Genomic DNA, 19,697 nt, shown 5'->3' on the forward strand with positions numbered 1-19,697 from the left:
AGATCCCTTGATCGATGTCGATCCACTTCTTCAGCCGCGTCGTAACCGTTTTGAAAAAAATAATAGAGTTGTACCTGATGCCAATGCATGGTATTGATAGCCCACTTGTTTCTCAAACAAATCCGAATATAAAAACCTTCCGTGATCTACGACAAATTTAGCCAAATAACCGATGACCGCATCGTGGCATCGTTGATTGGAATGCCCAAGGCGAAGTTCACAGCCCTCGTCAAAGTATTCGAGTCGGCCGCTCTCGCCATCGATCGAGAGCGTGTCGAAAAGGGCGAGATAAAACACGTCAAACAGGGCGGTCCTAAAGGTTATCTTGATTCTTACGAGAAAAAGCTGTTTTTCGTTTTGTACTATCTGAAAACCTATCCCACTTTTGACGTTCTGGGCTTTCATTTCGGTTTCAGTGGCGGACATGCCCATGCCCACATCGACCGGTTGCTGCCGGTTTTGGGACGAGCGCTGACAAGCCTCAACGTCATGCCGGAGCGAACGCTAACAACCCCAGAAGAATTCTCTCAACTCATTGATCAATATAAGAACATAGCGATCGATGGCGTGGAGGTCGCTTGCGTTCGACCCCAAGATGAAACTGAACAGGAAAAGCGTTACAGCGGAAAAAAAAAGACATACGCTCAAATCCCTCGTCATCTCCGACTTTAATCGAAGGATATTGTTTTTGTGCTGCATTGTGGCAGGCAGCGTACATGACTACACACTCATGAAAGACGTCTTCACGCCGGGTTCAGCGTGGTTCGAGAAGGTCGGTTTATGGCTTGACTTAGGATTTCTGGGGGCTGACAAAGATTATCAAAGTACCCAAATATATCTACCCCACAAGAAACCTAGAAAATCCAAGAAAAACCCTAATCCGACATTGACGCCTGAGCAGAAGAAACAGAACAGAAAACAAGCCGCCACCCGGGTCATCGTTGAGCATGCCATCGGTGGCATGAAGTTCTTCCACTGCTTGATGCATCGGATTAGAAATCATCTGGGTCACTTCGTGGATTATTTTTTCTCACTTTCCGCCGGGCTTTGGAACTACAAAATATCTTGATTTACAATTGTTTAGCATCAGAAACAACTCTAATATTATCAATGCGCATCCGAACGTACGAGGCTTGATACTGGATAACGGCGGCCCAGGTCACTTCGGGCATCTTTTTCTCGTACTTTTGCAACTGTTTAAAAGGCAGTGATAAAAACACCATTCGCAGCTCTTCCACCTGCTCCCGGGTCAATTGCGCATACCGGTGGACTAGCATGGGCACATGTTGGCGCCACTCATCTCTGATCTTCACCTTGTTTCCCTGGTAATCGACCTTGCCGTCATCGAAAACCTTGATGACAAAAACCGGTTATCCAAAACTGTTATAAGCTAACTCGAATAGCGGCTCAGGTTCTTTCATTGCCGGGTGGTGGATCAATTTAGTTGAAAGCAGTAGCGATTAATGAAGAGGCCGATCACCCCATCGTGAAGCAACTCAGATTTTGAAAAGCAGAGCGTTTTGCGAGTCAAGCGCTTGATGCGAGTACGTAACAAAAGGTTTTTGTTTTCGATCTTTTGCGTATGTTTCTTACCAATGACGTGCTGGTTTGCCGGAATGAACGCCGCATAGCTTGGCCAATCATCGGTGTAATCGGTTCGAATATTGAAAACACGCAGGTTGGCGATCAATTGTGCGCAAACCTCCTCTTTGCGCCGCCCAAACACAAAGGACAAAATGCATCCGGTGGCGGCGTCGATGGCGTACCAGAGCCAACGTTGGTTCGTCTTGCGAGCCACATAGCTCCACTGTTCGTCCGCCTGAACATCCATCGGTGAATCAAAGAGATGCCTGATTTCCACGGCGATTTCCCGAGAGCCGATGTAAGGATTCACCGTGACCACTTCGGTAGACTTTTTTTGAATGTAGCCATGACCGTGTTTTTCCCAATCCCGAGAACACGAGCGGTATCTCGAATACCATTGCCATTCATCGCCATGTCAACAATCTGCTCTTTGATGCCGGACTCGTAGGCCCGGTAAATGTATTCGGTCTTGAAGGTGCGCCCACAGTGCTTGCAACGAAAGCGGGGATAACCACTCTGTGTACCATAGCGCACCACATCGGAACTTTTACAGTATTTGCACGGAATCGTTTGAGAGGCCATTGGTCCAGTCAATGCTTAAGCTAAGAAATAATTGTACATTGTAGTATATAAACTAATTAAACCCACCACCCATTGCCGGTACGGCCTGGTAAAATAGTAAACCCGTGATGAGTAAAATCCCTTCCAACCCCCGAAACAGCGTTTGCTTGATGGCTTCTCGTCGAGGTTCAGTTACTTTGTTCTCAAACATCTCTATCTCTCCTTGAACCGGATAAACTAATCGGGTTTGATAAAGCTAAGCGGGTGCAGTATTTGACGTGTTGCGCCACACTATCCGGTCGCGAATAAAGACTACCCGATGTTGCTCAGTTTTTTCCGCATGCCGAGGATGCATCGCCAATGGCTATCCAGGCCCTAAAACGCCGTGACGTCTTTGGTTGGCGCCATGTGCGCCCGAGCAGTCAACGTTTCCAGGAAACGATCGTCTCAACCAGAACGGTACCGAATGATTCTGTCGATTCGCTTACGCAAGTCTGCTAGCAAGTTTCCGTCTCGACAATGAGACATCTGCTGATTTTTCTGTCAGCCATAGCGGATTTTTTTGTCCGTTTTGGCTTACAGAAACGATGACAATATTGCGAGCCAATACCGTGACTTTTTATCGGCCTTCCCGTGCAAATGAGGATGCTGAACTGTGCCGACGATGTCGAAACCGCGTTCGATCAGTTGGTGGTAGGAAAGGGTCGTGCCGTCGACGAACTCGAGCATGCCGATCACCGAATTCACCTCAGGATCGTCGGCGTGAAACCCTCGATATGGATCGCTCCGCTTTCCGGCAAATGGATCGCCAACGAGCCCAAACCCAGGCGGAAGTCGGATAGCCCGATCCCGGTGCCGAAGCTCAAAGCATTGCCGATCGGCCGGCCGCTCCCTGCGGCTTAACGAAGTCGTCGATGCAGTCGATGCTTCTGCTCAGATCAATGGCAAAATATTGTCGCTACCGGCGCCGACCAGCTGGTCCCGCCAGGAATTCTGAAGATGGGACCATCACCGGCCTCGCAGCGCCTAAGGGCAGTTCAGCGTCTTCCGAAATGGAACAATGAGCGGAAATAGAGGCCTTCGATCAGCATCGGCCGGCACCGGCCAGGCGATCTCATCCGCCGCATGAGAGGCAATCTCGGTGGCGTTACTGAACGGTGATGTACCGAGGGGGATTAGTTAACGCCGGCAATGGCGTCGGCATCCAGCCCAGCAGGGTACGCATCAGCCCTCTATTCCGTCCGCGTATCTACACCAATCCCTGGATTTATCACCAAACACGAGAAAGTAAGGATTGAGCAACGACGGTTTGGCGTTATAGCGCAGCGGCTGCCCATGCAAGTCGGTGACTTCGCCGCCGGCCTCCTTGACGATGCAATGCGCAGCCGCCGTATCCCACTCCGAGGTGAGGCCGATACGGGGATAGAGATCCGCCGCCCCCTCCGCAACCCAGCAGAACTTTAGCGAACTGCCGATCGATACGAGTTCATGCTCGCCCAAGCGGCTCAGAAAGACCGCCAACTCTTCTGTCTGGTGAGAGCGGCTACCCACTACTCTTAGCGGATAGCGGGCATTTGCCGCGACTTCGATGGTCTGCGGCGACAAGTCGTCGATCTGTTTGTAAGCGCCGCACCCCTCGGCGGCGAAATAGCAAAGTTTTTTCGCCGGCGCGTATACGACGCCGAGCACCGGTTGATGGCGGTGAATCAAAGCCACGTTAACGGTGAACTCGCCGTTTCGCTTGATAAACTCCTTAGTGCCGTCCAGGGGATCGACCAGCCAAAAAGTCTCCCACTCTAACCGCTCTTCGAACGGCAAGCTCTTAGATTCTTCCGAAAGGATTGGATAGGCCGGACGCAAGGCCGTCAAACCTTCGACCAAGCAGTGATGGGAGGCAAGATCAGCCGCGGTGAGAGGCGAGCTGTCTTCTTTGACGCCCACACGGAAATCCGATACGTAGATTTCGAGAATGCGCCTCCCAGCCTCCTTGGCGAGAGCGACTACGGACTCGAGAAAGCGGGAGGGTTCTTTTCTAAGGGGCATGGCCTGAAATCCGCGGCTACTCACTGGATACGCTGAATGGAGAGAATCGAAGAAAATACCTGAAGCGACCGAATAAGATATTAAACCATGATCGACTGGCGAAACATCAGCAGCGTGTTTCTCGATATGGACGGCACGCTGTTGGACCTCAATTTCGATAACCATTTCTGGCTCGAATTCGTTCCTCAGCGTTATGCCGAACGGCACGGGCTTTCCCTGGCCGAAGCCAAGGCGGAATTGGCGCCAAAATTCAAGGAAACCGAGGGGAAGCTCGAGTGGTACTGCCTGGATTACTGGAGCGATCACTTGGGCTTGGACATCGCTGGCCTCAAAGCCGAAATTTCGGGATTGATCACGGTCTTGCCCCACGTCACGGAATTCCTCGAGGCGGTGCGCAAGGCCGGGAAACGTCTGGTTCTCGTGACCAACGCACATCCCAAGGCCTTGAATCTCAAGTTGGAGCGCACCTGCCTCCATACGTTTTTCGACGAAGTTTTCTCATCGCATGCCTTTGGCTTTCCAAAGGAAAGCCCCGGCTTCTGGCAAGCGCTCAGCGTCAAAGAATCGTTTTCCACGGATCGGACACTGCTGGTTGACGACAGTTTGCCTGTATTACGCGCCGCGCGGGAATTCGGCATCCGCCATGTGGTGGCCGTAAGGAAACCCGATAGTCGTCAGCCTCTAAAGAACATCGTCGAATTCGACGCTATCGACGACTTTCGGGAGCTCATGCCTCCAGGCTGACGTCGATGGCATTGCGGGATCCTCCGGAAGAACATGTTTCAGGAGGACTTCTCACCTCGCCCACCGGCTCGCCAAAATTCTCGTGTCCATGGACGGCGATTTACGTACGAATCCTGAGGACTTGAAATTGTTTTCCGTTTAAGCTGAAATGGGCGTATGCAAGGGAGCACTGCACCGTTCTCACGCGCCGGCCACTGGCGCCCCAATCCCGTTCGATCTTCCCCCGTCAAGACTGTGAGGAGTTCATTGTGAGCGAACGTATACTTCAGGTTACTGATGCCGAATTCGAGGACAAGGTCCTCAAAGCAAGCGGCCCTGTGCTAGTTGATTTTTGGGCCGAATGGTGCGGCCCCTGCAAAATGCTTGCTCCGATTCTCGAAGAGGTCGCCGGGGACTATGAGGGTAAGCTGACCGTCGCAAAACTCAATGTCGACGATAATCCGAATACCCCCCAGCGCTACGGTGTACGCGGAATTCCAACGCTGATTTTGTTCAAGAACGGTGAAGTGGAAGCCACTAAAGTGGGCGCCTTGGCCAAGTCTCAATTGACGGCCTTCCTTGACGCCAATCTCTGAGCGCTTGGCATGTGCGGGTCGCCACGACTAGACGGCCTCGCACGCCTGTGCTAACGTTTGTGAAAGTCTGTACGTCGTCCTCTTAACCGGGCCGCTTCTGGCCGTTCTCTCCGAGCTCGTTTCTCGTACGAGCGCAATCCTATTAGCCATTTAAATTCTGCTCTTCATTAACGTCTATGAATCTGACTGATCTTAAACGCAAACCTGTTTCCGAGCTCATCGAAATCGCCGAATCACTCGACATTGAGGGCGTCGCACGAACGCGCAAGCAGGATTTGATCTTCTCGATCCTGAAAAAACAGGCTAAGAGCGGCGAGGACATCTACGGTGACGGCGTACTGGAAATTCTAAGTGACGGATTCGGTTTTCTGCGGTCCGCCGACAGTTCCTTCTTGGCCGGTCCCGACGATATTTACGTGTCCCCTAGTCAGATTCGTAGATTTAGCTTGCGGACCGGAGACACGATTTCCGGAAAGATTCGTCCACCCAAGGACAACGAACGCTACTTCGCCATGCTCAAGGTGGAGCAGATCAATTACGAGCCGCCGGAAAACGCCAAGCACAAGATCTTGTTCTCGAACCTCACGCCGCTTTTTCCGGTCGAGCGCTTGCAACTGGAGCTCGGCAACGGGACCACGGAGGACTTGACTGCTCGCGTCATCGACCTCATCGCGCCAATCGGCAAAGGCCAGCGCGGCCTGATCGTATCGCCTCCGAAGGCGGGCAAGACCATGATCCTGCAGAACATCGCCCATTCGGTGGCTGAAAAGAACCCGGAATGCTACTTGATCGTCCTTCTGATCGACGAGCGCCCGGAAGAAGTCACCGAGATGCAGCGCAGCGTCAAGGGCGAAGTAGTATCCAGCACCTTCGACGAACCGCCAGCACGCCACGTGCAGGTCGCCGAAATGGTCTTGGAAAAGGCCAAGCGACTGGTCGAGCACAAGCGCGACGTCATCATTCTGCTCGACTCGATCACGCGCCTCGCCCGAGCGTACAATACCGTGATCCCGTCGTCCGGCAAGGTGTTGACCGGCGGTGTCGACGCCAACGCCCTGGAGCGGCCCAAGCGCTTCTTCGGCGCTGCCCGAAACATCGAGGAAGGCGGCAGCCTAACGATCATCGCAACCGCCCTCATCGATACTGGATCACGCATGGATGAAGTGATTTACGAAGAATTCAAGGGCACCGGCAATATGGAATTGCACCTCGAACGTAAAATCGCCGAAAAACGCATTTATCCAGCCATCAACATCAACCGGTCTGGTACTCGCCGCGAGGAATACATTGTCCCGCCGGACGAGCTGCAAAAATGCTGGATCCTGCGAAAAATTCTGCAACCCATGGACGAAATGGCAGCCAGCGAATTCCTGCTGGGCAAGCTGAAGGACACCAAGACGAACGCCGAGTTCTTCGAAATGATGAAGCGGTGACGGACTGCAAGCAGGCCTTCACTAATGATCCGGACCCGCTCGGTTCGCCAAAACGGCAATAACCACTCCAACAGACCCAAAACGTTTTTCAAGAGGACTGAGGCGACTTGAGTCGTCTCGACCACGGCTAACAAATGCTTTCTGCATAGAGTGTTGCAGATGAGCGCTGAAAAGCGCCGGAAGAGTCTGATGGGTCCCGACTGTCCATGACTTCCCGATCTCATCGGTCAGCTTTGGACATCGTACACTCGGTCAGGGCGGGTGGTCGGCGCCAGGGTCACCCTTTAGAAGAGTCGCGCGCTTCGCCGACTGTCTGAAGTTCCAGGCTGAGTGCCGTGTACGTGTCGTCTTCGGCTTCCAGGTCGATTCTTTCCAAAATGCTTTTTGGAAGCCGTTTATTCACCTTAGCTCCGAGCTCAACGAAACTTTCGGCTTGTCGGATCAAGTTACCGCGCCCGCGGGTCAATTTGTTCATCGCGTCTTCGTAGGCTTTGTGGGCATTGCCGAGTTGGGTGCCCAGCTTTTCCAAGTCTTCCACGAATCCACGCAATTTGTCGTAAATTGCGCCTGCTTTGTCGGCGATCAGTTTTGCGTTTTCGTTTCGGCGCTCGTAGCGCCAGATGTTTTCTATCGTGCGCAGCGTCGCGAGGAGTGTGGTCGGCGTCACCACGACGATATTGCTGGCAAACGCATCTGAAAACAGCTTGTCGTCGTGCTGGAATGCCAGCATGAACGCTGACTCGATCGGCATGAACAGCAGAATGAAATCGAGTGAGCGTAACCCGATCAAGCTGGAATAGTCTTTCTGCGCCAAGGTTTTGATATGGTTGCGTACCGCCTGAACATGCTCGCGTACCGCGAGTTCCCGCTCGGGTCCGTCGTCCAAGGCGCAGCAGCGTTCATACGCAACCAGGGAAACCTTGGAATCGATGATGATGTCCTTTCCCTCCGGCAAATGCACGATGACATCGGGCCTAAACAAACGATTGTCGCCGTCGCGGTACCCGCCTTGGGTCTCGTATTCGATACCTTTGCGCAACCCCGACTGCTCCAGAACGCGCTCCAAAATCAACTCGCCCCACGCGCCTTGCAGTTTCTTGTCCCCTTTCAGGGCGCGCGTCAAATTGACCGCTTCCTGATTGATGCGCTGAGTTTGCTGGCGCAGACTCTCAAGTTCCTGCCGCAGCGACGCCCTATCTTTGGCGTCGTGGAGGTGCATTTCATCCACCTTCTTGCGGAAGTCTTGAAGTTGTTCGCGAAACGGGCTCAATAGGCCATCCAGTTGATTCTTGTTCTGTTCGGTGAACTTCCGTGTCTTTTCTTCTAGGATTTTTTGCGCCAGAGTCTCGAATTGCGCAAACAGTTGAACTTCCGCGTTACGGAGCAGTGCCAGCTTTTCTTCCGTGTTCTGCCTTTCATTCTCCAAACGTGTCTTGAGTTCCGCGACTTCGGTACGCAAGGATTGGAGTTGCTCATTTCTTTCCGCTAATTCCGCCTCCAGTACAGGCACTCGCGCCGTCTGCTGTTCGAATGCGGTACGACGGGCGATCTGCTCCTGCAAGTCACGGTGCATTTCCGCGACAGTTTGCAAATGGGATTTGATCTCGCTTTCCAGCAGCGGGATTCGGGCAGCTTTTTCGTCGGCGACGGCCAGCTTGGCGTTCAGTGAAAAAACTTGAGCTTGCCCAGCAGCCAGTTCCTCGCTCAACTGAGCAATACGCTCCGCTTGCTGTTCAGCCGATCGCCGACACAACTCCGGATGATGTCCCCGGTGGCGCAGAGCGCTGACCAACCATCCTACAGCGAGACCGATAGCCAAGCCGGCGGCCAGCGCGATAGACGGCGAAAGCTTGTCAAAATCGGCTACCCAAATTGCTTTTTCCATCTGTTTGATGTCTCCGGAACGCTCGGCAACTACGGAGGAAGCAATACCACGGTCTGGCCGCTCTCATTGACCCGCAACACGAGCTGACGAAGTGGCCGAAGCTCCTCGCTAAGGATTTCGAGCGCCTCTGCACCGTTTGTGGCTTCTTCCGAGAATTTCAGAATGCCGAGGAAATTGCGCTCCTCCAGGAAGGCAACGCTTCCTAGCCAGATCGGAATGGCTCCCGGCTGTAACTGCTGTCCGCTAGGCCAGAAACGGACAATCAGCCAACGCCCTTCGCCATTGGATTTGATCATGCGCAAAGCATCCACATCGATTTGATTGAAATGAGGCAAGACCGGCAAATTCGAGATTTCCGTCTGCGGATTCAGAAAATGTAGTGCTTGGGTCGGCGTCAACGGCCGCGGCTCTTGCCAGCCGAGTTTGACCAACTCGGAACGGATCGTGTCGATCGACGAGGCCCATTGAATGCACAATGGCTGTTCGGGTCGCCCGACCGTTTTCACTCGATAGGCCGGCAAGAACCGCCAGCCTTGTTCCAGCCATTGTTCCTGGTCCACGCTCAACAGCGGCCGCCGGTAAGAAAATTCTTCGACCGAGTGGCTGTACCAAGCAAACACTCCTATCCCAAGCAAGCAAGCCATCGCTATCGAAGTTAAACCTGCTATCGGCGCATCGCCGTCCCGGTGGCGCCGGTAAGCTACGCCCAACAGGATCAGCCAGAACAGAACGAACGATAAGGTGAAACACACCGCGAGAAATTCGCCTGTATCCGCATAAACGCGAGCAAAAGCGATGACGATGACAAGCAGGGTCGCACCGGAATAGATCAGCCAGCGCCAACGTGGCGTCGCACTATCGGCGGTCAGTACGGCGGTAAAGCCGTATACCACGCCGCCGTTCAGCACATGGCTGTCGATCAGCGGATTGTCCGCGACATAGCGGCAGGCCGTTCCGACAGTCAAGGCGAAAACCAAAGCCCACAGAAAATGTGCCCCGGCGACGCTTTGCTTACGGAACAACAGCCAGCCGAGCACGGCCGTCGAAAAAACCATAACAGCCGTGGTCTCGCCTAATTCCTCGAAGACGATCAAGGCATAATCGGACCAGGGCGTCCGCCAGGCTTCCAGGGACACAGGGACCAGGTCGGCCGGGACGAAATAACAGACCAACAAGGCCGCCACGCCCAAGATGGCAGCCCACACGGCTAGACCGGCGTAATCGCGCTGCTCAGGGTCGATCAAAGGCGCGGTGAGGCGTCCGAGGAGCGGGTGCTCCCGGCTAAGATCAAACGTCGCAAGGATGAGCTGGTGAGCGCGTGGCTGGAAGTAAAGATAGAGATGCTTGCTCAGCCAGGCCCCGAACCATAGGACCACGAGCAAGGCGATCAACAGACCCGCCAAACGTCCGGTAACTTTCGTAGCGAGTTCGAGCGACGCGCCGAAGGCCATGCCCGGCAACAAGTACGCTGGCCCCCAAAGTATGGCGGACAATACGTTGATGTAAACGAATTTCCGCGCCGGCATGGCCAACATGCCCGCGACCAGCGGAATAACCGCGCGAATCGGGCCGACGAAGCGCCCGAACAATACGCTGCGCCCCCCATAGCGGTGAAAATAATCCACCCCGCGGGCTATCATCCCTGGGTACCGCGTGAACGGCCACAGCGATAACACCCGATCTCGGTAGCGCCAACCCAGCCAGAAGCTGATTCCGTCGCCCACTACCGCGCCGGCGATCGCGTAGGCGCAAATCGGGGCGAAGCTGAGCGCTCCCGCGCCAACCAGCGCGCCGGCCGCGAACATCATGGCGACGCCGGGTATCAACAGCCCCACGATCGCCAACGACTCCGCCATAGCGATCAGGAAGACAGCCAGGCCGGCATAGTGAGGATGCAGCGCGATCCACGCGTAAACGGTTTCAAAGCTCAAAGTCGGTTGAAAACGCGCTCCGCCGCCCGCAGCGTTTGATCCAAAACTTCGAAATCATGGGCAGCCGAAACAAATCCAGCCTCGAACGCGGAAGGCGCGAGATAAACGCCCTCGTCGAGCATGCCATGGAAAAAGCGCTTGAAGCGCTCCTGATCGCAGCCCATGACTTGTCCGAAGCTTTCGACGACAGGCTCGTTGGTGAAAAAGAGGCCGAACATGCCGCCGACTTGGTTGGTTGTAAACGGGATACCGGCTTTCGAAGCCCTTTCTCGAAGCCCAACTACGAGATAGCGCGTTTTTTCGCTCAGACTTTCGAAAAAGCCGGGAACGGAAATCAATTCCAGAGTCTTTAATCCCGCCGCCATGGCGACCGGATTACCGGACAAAGTCCCGGCCTGATAAACGGGACCGAGCGGAGCCAATTGTTCCATGATGTCACGCCGTCCGCCGAAAGCGCCAACCGGCATGCCGCCGCCGATAACTTTGCCGAGCGTGGTCAAATCGGGCGAGATGCCGTAATGTGCCTGGGCTCCCCCGAGCGCGACGCGGAATCCGGTCATCACTTCATCGAAGATCAGTAGCGATCCGTGAGCATCGCAAACCTCCCGAAGCGTCTCTAAGAACCCCGGTTTCGGAAGCACGCAGTTCATGTTGCCGGCTACCGGCTCCACGATAATGCAGGCGATCTCGTCACCCAAGCGCGCAAACACTTCGCGCACGCCGTCGCTGTCGTTGAAAGAAAGCGTAATCGTATGTTCGGCCAGAGAAGCCGGAACCCCGGGCGAACTCGGTACGCCCAGCGTCAACGCGCCGGAACCGGCTTTGACCAGTAGAGAGTCCGAATGGCCGTGATAGCAACCTTCGAACTTGACGATCTTGTCTCGGCCCGTATAACCGCGCGCCAGTCGGATGGCGCTCATGGTCGCCTCGGTGCCGGAATTCACCATGCGCACCATGTCCAAGGACGGCACCAGCTCGCACAATTTTTTCGCCATCGCGGTTTCGATGGGCGTGGGGGCGCCGTAGCTGAGACCGCGATCCACGGCTTCGTGTACGGCCTTCAAGACTTCCGGATGGGCGTGCCCGACCACCATGGGTCCCCAGGAGCCGACATAATCGATGTAGCGGCGTTCGTCCGCACCGAAAAGATAAGGTCCTTCCGCGCGTTCCACGAAAACCGGAGTTCCGCCGACGCCTTTGAAGGCACGAACCGGTGAATTTACGCCGCCCGGAATATAGGTTTGAGCTTCCGCTAACAAAGCGGACATATCGGCCATAGTCTTAACTCTCGATCAACTCAAGGAATCTCTGTATGGGAAACGATCGTCGTACCCGTTCGTTATTCGCTAGGTCTTAGGCAGGGTCACGCCCGTCTGTCCCTGATATTTCCCGCCACGATCTTTGTAGGACACTTCGCAGATCTCGTCGGCGCCGATGAATAACACCTGCGCCACCCCTTCGTTGGCGTAGATCTTGGCGGGCAGCGGCGTGGTATTGGAAAACTCGAGGGTCACATGCCCCTCCCACTCCGGTTCCAAAGGCGTTACGTTGACGATGATTCCGCAGCGGGCGTAAGTCGATTTCCCGAGACAGATGGTCAGCACATCGCGCGGAATCCGGAAATATTCGACGGTTCTCGCCAAAGCGAAGGAATTAGGCGGGATGATGCACACATCCGAGATGACATCGACGAAGCTGTTTTCGTCGAAGTTCTTCGGATCCACGATCGCGGAATTGATGTTGGTGAAAATCTTGAACTCGTTCGAGCACCGGATGTCGTAGCCGTAACTCGAGGTGCCATAGGAGATGACCCGGGTATTCTCCACTTCCCTCACTTGCCGGGGCTCGTAGGGCTCGATCATCCCATATTCTTCCGCCATACGGCGGATCCAGCGGTCTGACTTGATGCCCATGCTAGTCGTTGGCGATCGTGATCGTGGGGAAGCGCGCACTGTAATCCTTCGCTTTGAGTGCCAAGCGGGCCGCCATCTTGCGGGCCACGTCCTTGTAGATTTGCGCTAGCTTGCCATCTGGCTCGGCGACCACGGTGGGATGGCCGCTATCGGCGTTCTTTCGAATACTGATATCGAGCGGCAAGGAACCGAGTAGCTCCACGCCGTACTTCTTGGCCATCTTCTCGCCGCCTCCTTCGCCGAAAATCGGCTCGGCATGGCCGCAGTTCGAGCAGATGTGAACGCTCATGTTCTCCACGATACCGAGGACCGGCACGCCCACTTTTTCGAACATCTTGAGTCCTCTCTGGGCATCCAATAAGGCGATGTCCTGGGGCGTTGTCACGATGATCGCACCGGATACGGGAATCTGCTGGGCTAGCGTCAATTGGGTATCTCCGGTGCCGGGCGGCAAGTCGACGATCAAATAATCCAGGTTGTCCCATTTAGTATCCCTGAGCAATTGCTGCAAGGCGCCGGTTACCATAGGACCGCGCCAAATCATCGGCGCGTCCTCGTCCACTAGGTAGCCTATGGACATGGATTGCACGCCGTACGCGACCATCGGGATCAGCTTGTTTCCACCCTCGGTCTGCGGACGCCCCGAAATCCCTAGCATAAGCGGCTGGCTCGGTCCGTAGATATCGGCATCCAGAATACCGACCCGAGCGCCTTCCGCTGCCAAAGCCAAAGCCAGATTGACTGCAACCGTTGATTTGCCGACACCGCCCTTGCCGGAAGCGACGGCGATGATGTTCTTGACGCCCGGCATCGGCTTCAGGTTTTTCTGGACCGCGTGGGAAACGATGTCGGTAACGACTTCGACAGATACCTCGGTAGCGCCCGCTTCCGAACGAAGCTTCTCTTCGATCAGACGCTTTAGCTCGGCGTGGAAACTGGCCGCTGGATAACCGAGCGCCACTTTCACCCGAACCCTGGAATCCTCTATTTCGATTTTCTTGACCGCCTTGGCGGAGACCAAATCCCTATCGAGATTGGGGTCCACCAGGGTCCTAAGGGCATTCTCGATATCCGATTGAGCAAGTGGCATTCAAATCTCCGACATCTTCGGCCAAATAAGCCGTTATTCTACACAATTGCCTCCGAACCTTAATGGCTGCGGCTCGTCCGGTCGACGGCGCAGAGGCGTTCAGCCATTCTTGTCACCGCATCCCTCTGAATGCCTGGCCTAAATATGGGATAATCGCGCGATTCCTGAAAACATTGCATTTCGCCACATGACCAGTCATCGAACGATTCTCGTCACCAGCGCCCTGCCTTATGCCAACGGCCCGATTCACCTGGGCCACCTGGTCGAATACATTCAGACTGACATCTGGGTGCGATTCCAGAAAATGCGCGGCAATACGTGCTATTACGTTTGCGCCGACGACACCCACGGCACGCCGATCATGCTTCGGGCCGAAAAAGAAGGCATCACACCGGAGGAGCTGATTCGACGGGTTCATGGCGAGCATCTACGGGATTTCACCGGCTTTCACATCGAGTTCGACAATTATTACTCGACCCATTCGGAAGAAACCCGGCAACTGGCCGAGACCATCTATAGCCGGCTGAAAGAACGAGGCCTGATCGAAGCCCACTCGATCGAGCAGTATTACGATCCGGTCAAGGAAATGTTTCTCCCGGATCGCTTCATCAAGGGCGAATGTCCGCGTTGCCACGCCAAGGATCAATATGGCGATTCCTGCGAAGCCTGCGGCGCCACCTATTCGCCGACCGATCTGATCAACCCCTATTCCGCCGTTTCTGGCGCTGAGCCGGTACGGAAGGAATCGGTACATTATTTTTTCAAGCTCGGGAAATGCGAGGACTTCCTCAAGACCTGGACCCGCGCCGGCCATTTACAGGAGGAAGCCGCCAACAAAATGGCGGAATGGTTCGAGGCGGGACTAGCCGACTGGGACATTTCCCGCGACGCGCCCTATTTCGGCTTCGAAATACCCGATGCGCCCGGCAAGTTCTTCTACGTCTGGTTGGACGCGCCCATCGGCTACATGGGCAGCTTCAAGAATTTGTGCGAGCGGCTGAATCTCGATTTCGAGCAGTACTGGAACAAGGATTCCGATGCCGAGCTTTACCACTTCATTGGCAAGGACATCCTGTATTTCCACGCGCTGTTCTGGCCGGCGATGCTGGAACACTCGGATTTCCGCACTCCTACCAAAATCTTCGCCCACGGTTTCCTGACCGTAAACGGCGAGAAGATGTCCAAATCCCGCGGCACCTTCATCACCGCCGAAAGCTATCTCCAGCAGGGCTTGAACCCCGAGTGGCTGCGCTATTACTACGCCTGCAAGCTGAACGGGACGATGGAGGACATCGACCTGAATCTGGACGATTTCGTAGCGCGGGTGAATAGTGATTTGGTGGGGAAATACATCAATATCGCGAGTCGAGCGGCAGGATTCATTCATCGCCTGTTTAACGGGGTGATTCTTGACCAGAATCTTCTTCCAGAAATTGGCGAAGCTTCAAGTTCAAACTTAATTCCCCAGTTGCCATATAAAAACGTTTTAACCAGCAATGCCGTAAAAAAAGGACCTGCCCAACGGATCGCCGAAGCTTATGAGCAGCGTGACTTCGCGAGAGCGATTAGGGAAATCATGGTCGTTGCGGACGACATCAACAAGTTCTTCAACGATGCAAAACCCTGGGAATTGGCAAAGGCGCCTGAAAATCTTCCCGAAGTACACTGGGTATGCTCCGCGACAATCGAAGCGTTTCGAATTTTGACCCTATATCTGAAGCCTCTCTTACCTGAAACCGCGAAGAAAGTTGAAGATTTCCTTCAAATTGAACCGCTTTCTTGGTCGGATTTGGATAAGTCGCTGGCAGGCCACACGATAAAGCCTTACCAGCACCTGTTAACCCGCATCGATCCCAAACAAATCGAGTCCCTCGTGGAAGCCAACAAACAGAGCTTGCGAGCCGCTGTCGAGCCGGAACCTCATTCGCAGCAACGTCACGCCGAGCATCAGCAGCACACAACAACACACCCCTCTCCCTCTGGGAGAGGGGCTGGGGGTGAGGGCGCCCTGCGTCCCGCCAAGATTCCCGATGATTTACTGGCCTATGCGCGGCAATTGAGAAAAACCGCCACCGATGCGGAAACCCGGATGTGGAACCTGCTCAGGGACCGCCGCATCGCCAATGCCAAATTCCGTCGTCAGCACCCGGTAGAGTTAGGCGGAAAGCGTCACGTATTGGACTTTTTCTGTCCCGAAGCGAATTTGTGCATCGAAATCGACGGAAGCCAACATTTGGAGCAAGTACGCTACGACACGGAACGGACTCGGCTGTTGGCTGCCCAGGGCATTCGCGTGCTGCGCTTTTGGAACAATGAAGTTCTGGCACAAACCGAGACTGTGGCGGAAATGATATGGCTCGCACTGACCGCTGGCCAAACGCAGACCCAAAAACCGACTTCTCCTCCCTCACCCCCGGCCCCTCTCCCAGAGGGAGAGGGGGGATATATCGGCATCGACGACTTCGCCAAGATCGATCTGCGCATCGCCCATATTGCCAAAGCGGAACATGTAGAAGGCGCCGACAAGTTGCTGAAGCTGACTCTGGATCTCGGCAGCGAAACACGCACGGTATTCGCAGGTATCAAGTCAGCCTACGCTCCGGCGCAATTGGAAGGAAAATTGACGGTGATGGTCGCGAATCTCGCGCCGCGCAAGATGAAGTTCGGTCTGTCAGAGGGAATGGTACTCGCCGCGAGCGACGAGCGCGGGGGGCCTTTCGTACTGTTTCCGGACGAGGGCGCGCAGCCGGGGATGCGGGTCAAATAGCGTTGCGAGCGATGGGCCGGGTGCGCACGGAAACGATGCGCGCCCGCCCCATCTGGCAAAATTGCATCACTCGGCAGTTGTCGGATCTATCACCGTCTTGATCTCGGAAATCCGATCAGCCGGAAAACCGCCCTCCTCAGCGTGCTTCCGAATCATTTCCTCGCTCGGCGCAATGTAGACGCAATAGACCTTATCGTCCGTAACATAGCTCTCCACCCACTGGATTTGCGGCCCCAGATGGTTCAGCACACCACAGGATTTTTGCGAAATAGAACGCAACTCCTGCTCCGATAATTTTCCCGCCCCGGGAATATCGCGCTCGATTAGATACTTGGGCATATCATCCTCCACTCGTCAAAGAGAGTCGTCAAAAAACCGTCACTAGCCGGGGACACAGCCCCGGCATTCGTCATTCAGCGACGCTGGAACTCCGCGAAGAGCTCCACCGGGCGCGCTTCAGCCGCGCTCTTGTAAAGGGAGTAAGCACCGAATCGTACTTGGTGCGGACGTCCAAGCTTCTCTTTGTTGAAGTCAATGGCGAACTGCTCTTTCAGTTCCTTGCCATCCCAGTGATAAAGCTTAAGGAACTGTTCGTTGTCCTTGCCCTTCTTGTCCCAGTTGGCAAGCAGCGATGAGGTGTAATAAAGGCGTTTCCCATCCCAGCTCGACGAGACCATGTTGACTTGGGCGCCGATGTGTTTTTCGTAGACTTGCACCGGTTTGTGCGGATTCGAGATGTCGAATGCACGGGTGTTGCCGTCCATGAAGGTATTCACCCAAAGCCGTTTGTCGTCGTTGGAGATCGAAATATCCACGGGCAACGGCACCTTCGACGGATCACCGATATCCGCGACCGCCTTGGCTTGCCACTCGCCCTTGTCGTCCTCGTAGATCAGCCAGAGCTTGGACGTGAGTGCCGTCGTGGTGAAGCAGTAGTTGTGGGATTCTTCCCAGGCGCACCGGATTTCCAAGGGTGAGCCGGGCACGTCAAGCACCTTCTTCGGCTTCCGGCTGTGCAAATCCCAAACCACCACCGTATTGCCGAAGTGTTTCATCGCTTCCTTGTCGGACAGCAGTTTGCCGAAGTCCATCATGTAATTGTTCCAACCGGTGAAGGACGAGGAAATCAGTACGTTTCGTCTCGGCAATGCGCGCACGTCGTAGTTGTAGCCGTCGGCGTACTTGCCCGCTTTTACGGCACCACGCAAATCGCTGTCGGTGGGTATCCAATAGGTCGCAACGTAATCACCCTGGTTGGTATATTCGACTATCGCGCTCCGACCGCCGTGATCCTTGTTGTTCGAAAGCCCCGTGATCAGCATGCGCCCGGGCAAGGCATAGAACGTGTGAGGCCCGACCACCCCGCCGCTTTTCGCGACAAAATCCGTAATCGTTTTGTGCAGCTTGGGTTTCGCCGGATCGCTATGGACGTCGAAGATGAAAATCTTGCTGGTGTCCAATCCTCCAGCCCATAGATAATTCCGGTCGTCCGTGAAATCCGAGTGGTGCGCTTCGTTGCGGCCGCCCACCGAGAGACTGTCCACTACTTTCCCGTAATTAGGAGACTTTGGGTTGACGTCCACGGTCACCAGCTTGTCCTGCTCATCGCCGACACCGACGGCACCGAGCGTCCAAATGTAGGCGAAATCTTCCTGTCCGGTAATTTTGGCCATGTACGGCGATAAACAGGTCTCGTCCGCGTTGACGGAGACCATACCCGTCATCGTCAAACCCGATACCAGTCCCAACGCCAAAGCCCGAACTGCCCGAGTCCTTTTTTTCCGTATTTCCAACTTGCTCATTGCATAACCCCCTGGCTTTCAATCATTCTTCGGCTTGAAATAATCATCGAGCAAATGGCTCAAGCAACTCTCAAGCGGTCGTACCGATCGCTCGACTTTCATCCGCAATAAGGCTCCTTGCATACTGTCAGCGAGCAAATCCGCCATAGTCTCGGCAGACAAGTCGGCGCGTACCGTTCCTTCCGCCTGGGCGCGAGCCAAACCTTCCGTGTACTTGTCCCTGTAGCGGTGAAAAGCGTCTCGGAGAGCCGCCATGCAGATCTCGTTGGTGTCTCCGATCTCACCGATCAGGTTGCCCAACAAACAGCCTCCCTTGAACTGCCGCCGCTCCAGTTCCTCGATCAAATCACGGAAATAACGTTTCATCGCGGACAGCGCATCCAGCTCCGGTCGGCTCAAGTAATCGCCGAGTTGCCGAATGAACGGCTCTATGTAGTGCTGAACCACCTCCGCCCCGAACTCATCCTTGCTGGCAAAATAGTTATAAAACGATCCCTTCGGAACCTTGACGCTGGATAGCAAGTCCTGTAGACCCGTGCCATGATAGCCACGCTCCATTATCATGGCGACGCCCTGGTCTAATAGCTTTTCGCGAGTGATTTGTTTGTTGCCGATTCGAGCCATGCACAGAATATACGACCGGTCGTCTACTATTGCAAGAAAAATGTGATGGAGCGGATCGGTCGAAGACCAATGCCATGGTCGAGGGGCGCCGTAAAATCGGCGCGCACCATCCTCAAGATTAAGAAACAGGATTTGTCGACGCTAATTCGCACGTTTTCGGCAACGGTTGGGGACGACGGCGTACCGGAATGCCGACTCGATGCGGACTAAGGGCTTCTCTCAGGAGGGTGCGTGTCCTGGACCGAGTGAATGAGCGTTGCGATGTGCTGGATCGGCTTTAAGCCGAGAACGACCGGCGCGAGATATCACCGCGGCGCGTCATTCCATTTGGACCATAGGTTGCGTCCGCCGACGAGACGCCGTGGAGAAAATTCAAACTGGCATCGACATGGCGCAGTAAAAGGCCAATATAAGCGCCGTTAAGCTCATTCTGTTTTCTGCAAACTAAACCGAGACGCACGATTTCTTGCCAGTCGGCGCGAAGGGATTCTGCATCGGGCAGTTCGAAGTCAGGCCCCTGCAAGAAGGTATCGAGACCGCGTCCGTCGGGCGGCGAGCCATAGGCTTGGAGACAACCGTTCTGCCGGGCAACCAGATCGTTTAGGCGGGCAGCGAGCTTCTGCTTCTTTGACGCGGCTTGTTCCAGCGCCTCGGGATCGCGGCGTGCGAGGCACCGTGCCTCCTCTTCGAGCACCTTCGACATTTTGCCGAGCCCGTCCAGCATCTGCCGGAACAGTTCGCGCAA

General features: G+C 54.9%; 20 protein-coding genes. 7 read left to right on the forward strand and 13 right to left on the reverse strand.

The annotated features are described in order from the left end of the window. The first annotated feature begins 141 nt into the window (after positions 1-141). Both QEN43_RS06605 and QEN43_RS06610 read left to right on the forward strand, forming a co-directional pair. Positions 142-672, forward strand: a complete 531-nt coding sequence (locus QEN43_RS06605; RefSeq protein WP_317963861.1) for a helix-turn-helix domain-containing protein — start codon at positions 142-144, stop codon at positions 670-672. After that, entirely contained in the window at positions 596-1,069 is a 474-nt protein-coding gene (locus QEN43_RS06610) for a transposase family protein (protein WP_317963862.1), read from the forward strand. Before QEN43_RS06605 ends, QEN43_RS06610 begins: the two co-directional genes overlap by 77 nt. A gap of 1 nt (position 1,070) precedes the next feature. On the opposite strand, the gene QEN43_RS06615 is transcribed toward QEN43_RS06610, so the two are convergent. The 3 genes from QEN43_RS06615 to QEN43_RS06625 all read right to left on the reverse strand — a co-directional run bounded on the left by QEN43_RS06615 (position 1,071) and on the right by QEN43_RS06625 (position 2,356). Next, positions 1,071-1,313 carry a hypothetical protein gene (locus QEN43_RS06615; RefSeq protein WP_317963863.1) on the reverse strand — a complete coding sequence of 81 codons (243 nt, stop codon included), beginning with the start codon at positions 1,311-1,313 and terminating at the stop codon, positions 1,071-1,073. Between the two features lie 122 nt (positions 1,314-1,435). Beyond that, a protein-coding gene (locus QEN43_RS21920; protein ID WP_156912711.1) for an IS1 family transposase occupies positions 1,436-2,166 on the reverse strand; the annotation gives its coding sequence in 2 pieces (ribosomal slippage) (positions 1,436-1,902 and positions 1,902-2,166; 732 coding nt in all). Between the two features lie 52 nt (positions 2,167-2,218). Continuing rightward, positions 2,219-2,356, reverse strand: coding sequence for a hypothetical protein (locus QEN43_RS06625; protein ID WP_156912710.1), 138 nt, complete (start codon positions 2,354-2,356; stop codon positions 2,219-2,221). A 434-nt stretch (positions 2,357-2,790) separates the two neighbouring features. Between QEN43_RS06625 and QEN43_RS06630 the strand changes: the two genes are divergently transcribed. Then, entirely contained in the window at positions 2,791-3,048 is a 258-nt protein-coding gene (locus QEN43_RS06630) for a hypothetical protein (protein ID WP_026610242.1), read from the forward strand. Between the two features lie 321 nt (positions 3,049-3,369). On the opposite strand, the gene cysQ is transcribed toward QEN43_RS06630, so the two are convergent. Next, positions 3,370-4,188, reverse strand: coding sequence for a 3'(2'),5'-bisphosphate nucleotidase CysQ (gene cysQ, locus QEN43_RS06635; RefSeq protein WP_026610241.1), 819 nt, complete (start codon positions 4,186-4,188; stop codon positions 3,370-3,372). Between the two features lie 87 nt (positions 4,189-4,275). Here cysQ and yrfG point away from each other — a divergent pair, with 87 nt between their 5' ends. The 3 genes from yrfG to rho all read left to right on the forward strand — a co-directional run bounded on the left by yrfG (position 4,276) and on the right by rho (position 6,940). After that, entirely contained in the window at positions 4,276-4,932 is a 657-nt protein-coding gene (gene yrfG / locus QEN43_RS06640; RefSeq protein WP_026610240.1) for a GMP/IMP nucleotidase, read from the forward strand. A gap of 245 nt (positions 4,933-5,177) precedes the next feature. Further along, positions 5,178-5,507 (forward strand): thioredoxin TrxA, encoded by a 330-nt coding sequence (trxA, locus tag QEN43_RS06645; RefSeq protein ID WP_026610239.1) that lies wholly within the window; start codon positions 5,178-5,180, stop codon positions 5,505-5,507. 176 nt (positions 5,508-5,683) lie between these two features. Beyond that, the gene (rho, locus tag QEN43_RS06650; protein WP_026610238.1) at positions 5,684-6,940 is read left to right on the forward strand and encodes a transcription termination factor Rho; all 1,257 of its coding nucleotides are present in this window, start codon (positions 5,684-5,686) and stop codon (positions 6,938-6,940) included. Positions 6,941-7,217: 277 nt separating this feature from the next. Here rho and rmuC read toward each other — a convergent pair whose 3' ends face one another. The 5 genes from rmuC to apbC form a co-directional block, all read right to left on the reverse strand. Further along, entirely contained in the window at positions 7,218-8,825 is a 1,608-nt protein-coding gene (gene rmuC, locus QEN43_RS06655; protein ID WP_051331611.1) for a DNA recombination protein RmuC, read from the reverse strand. 29 nt (positions 8,826-8,854) lie between these two features. After that, on the reverse strand, positions 8,855-10,756 hold the full coding sequence (locus QEN43_RS06660; protein ID WP_051331610.1) for a VTT domain-containing protein: 1,902 nt from the start codon (positions 10,754-10,756) through the stop codon (positions 8,855-8,857). Then, the gene (gene hemL, locus QEN43_RS06665; protein WP_026610237.1) at positions 10,753-12,033 is read right to left on the reverse strand and encodes a glutamate-1-semialdehyde 2,1-aminomutase; all 1,281 of its coding nucleotides are present in this window, start codon (positions 12,031-12,033) and stop codon (positions 10,753-10,755) included. Before hemL ends, QEN43_RS06660 begins: the two co-directional genes overlap by 4 nt. Positions 12,034-12,102: 69 nt before the next feature. Beyond that, positions 12,103-12,669: a dCTP deaminase gene (gene dcd / locus QEN43_RS06670; protein WP_026610236.1), complete on the reverse strand. Its 567-nt coding sequence runs from the start codon at positions 12,667-12,669 to the stop codon at positions 12,103-12,105. 1 nt (position 12,670) lies between these two features. Then, positions 12,671-13,759 (reverse strand): iron-sulfur cluster carrier protein ApbC, encoded by a 1,089-nt coding sequence (gene apbC, locus QEN43_RS06675; protein WP_026610235.1) that lies wholly within the window; start codon positions 13,757-13,759, stop codon positions 12,671-12,673. Positions 13,760-13,946: 187 nt separating this feature from the next. Here apbC and metG point away from each other — a divergent pair, with 187 nt between their 5' ends. After that, entirely contained in the window at positions 13,947-16,526 is a 2,580-nt protein-coding gene (gene metG, locus QEN43_RS06680) for a methionine--tRNA ligase (RefSeq protein ID WP_084161883.1), read from the forward strand. Positions 16,527-16,592: 66 nt separating this feature from the next. Here the strand turns inward: metG and QEN43_RS06685 are convergent, their stop codons facing one another. The 4 genes from QEN43_RS06685 to QEN43_RS06700 form a co-directional block, all read right to left on the reverse strand. Then, positions 16,593-16,865: a DUF4242 domain-containing protein gene (locus QEN43_RS06685; protein WP_026610234.1), complete on the reverse strand. Its 273-nt coding sequence runs from the start codon at positions 16,863-16,865 to the stop codon at positions 16,593-16,595. Between the two features lie 74 nt (positions 16,866-16,939). Continuing rightward, positions 16,940-18,328 carry a methanethiol oxidase gene (locus tag QEN43_RS06690; RefSeq protein ID WP_051331609.1) on the reverse strand — a complete coding sequence of 463 codons (1,389 nt, stop codon included), beginning with the start codon at positions 18,326-18,328 and terminating at the stop codon, positions 16,940-16,942. An 18-nt stretch (positions 18,329-18,346) separates the two neighbouring features. Beyond that, the gene (locus QEN43_RS06695) at positions 18,347-18,952 is read right to left on the reverse strand and encodes a TetR/AcrR family transcriptional regulator (protein WP_026610232.1); all 606 of its coding nucleotides are present in this window, start codon (positions 18,950-18,952) and stop codon (positions 18,347-18,349) included. Between the two features lie 277 nt (positions 18,953-19,229). After that, the gene (locus QEN43_RS06700; protein WP_317963864.1) at positions 19,230-19,697 is read right to left on the reverse strand and encodes a flagella synthesis protein FlgN; all 468 of its coding nucleotides are present in this window, start codon (positions 19,695-19,697) and stop codon (positions 19,230-19,232) included.

It is taken from the genome of Methylocaldum szegediense (assembly GCF_949769195.1).
Classification (GTDB): domain Bacteria; phylum Pseudomonadota; class Gammaproteobacteria; order Methylococcales; family Methylococcaceae; genus Methylocaldum; species Methylocaldum szegediense.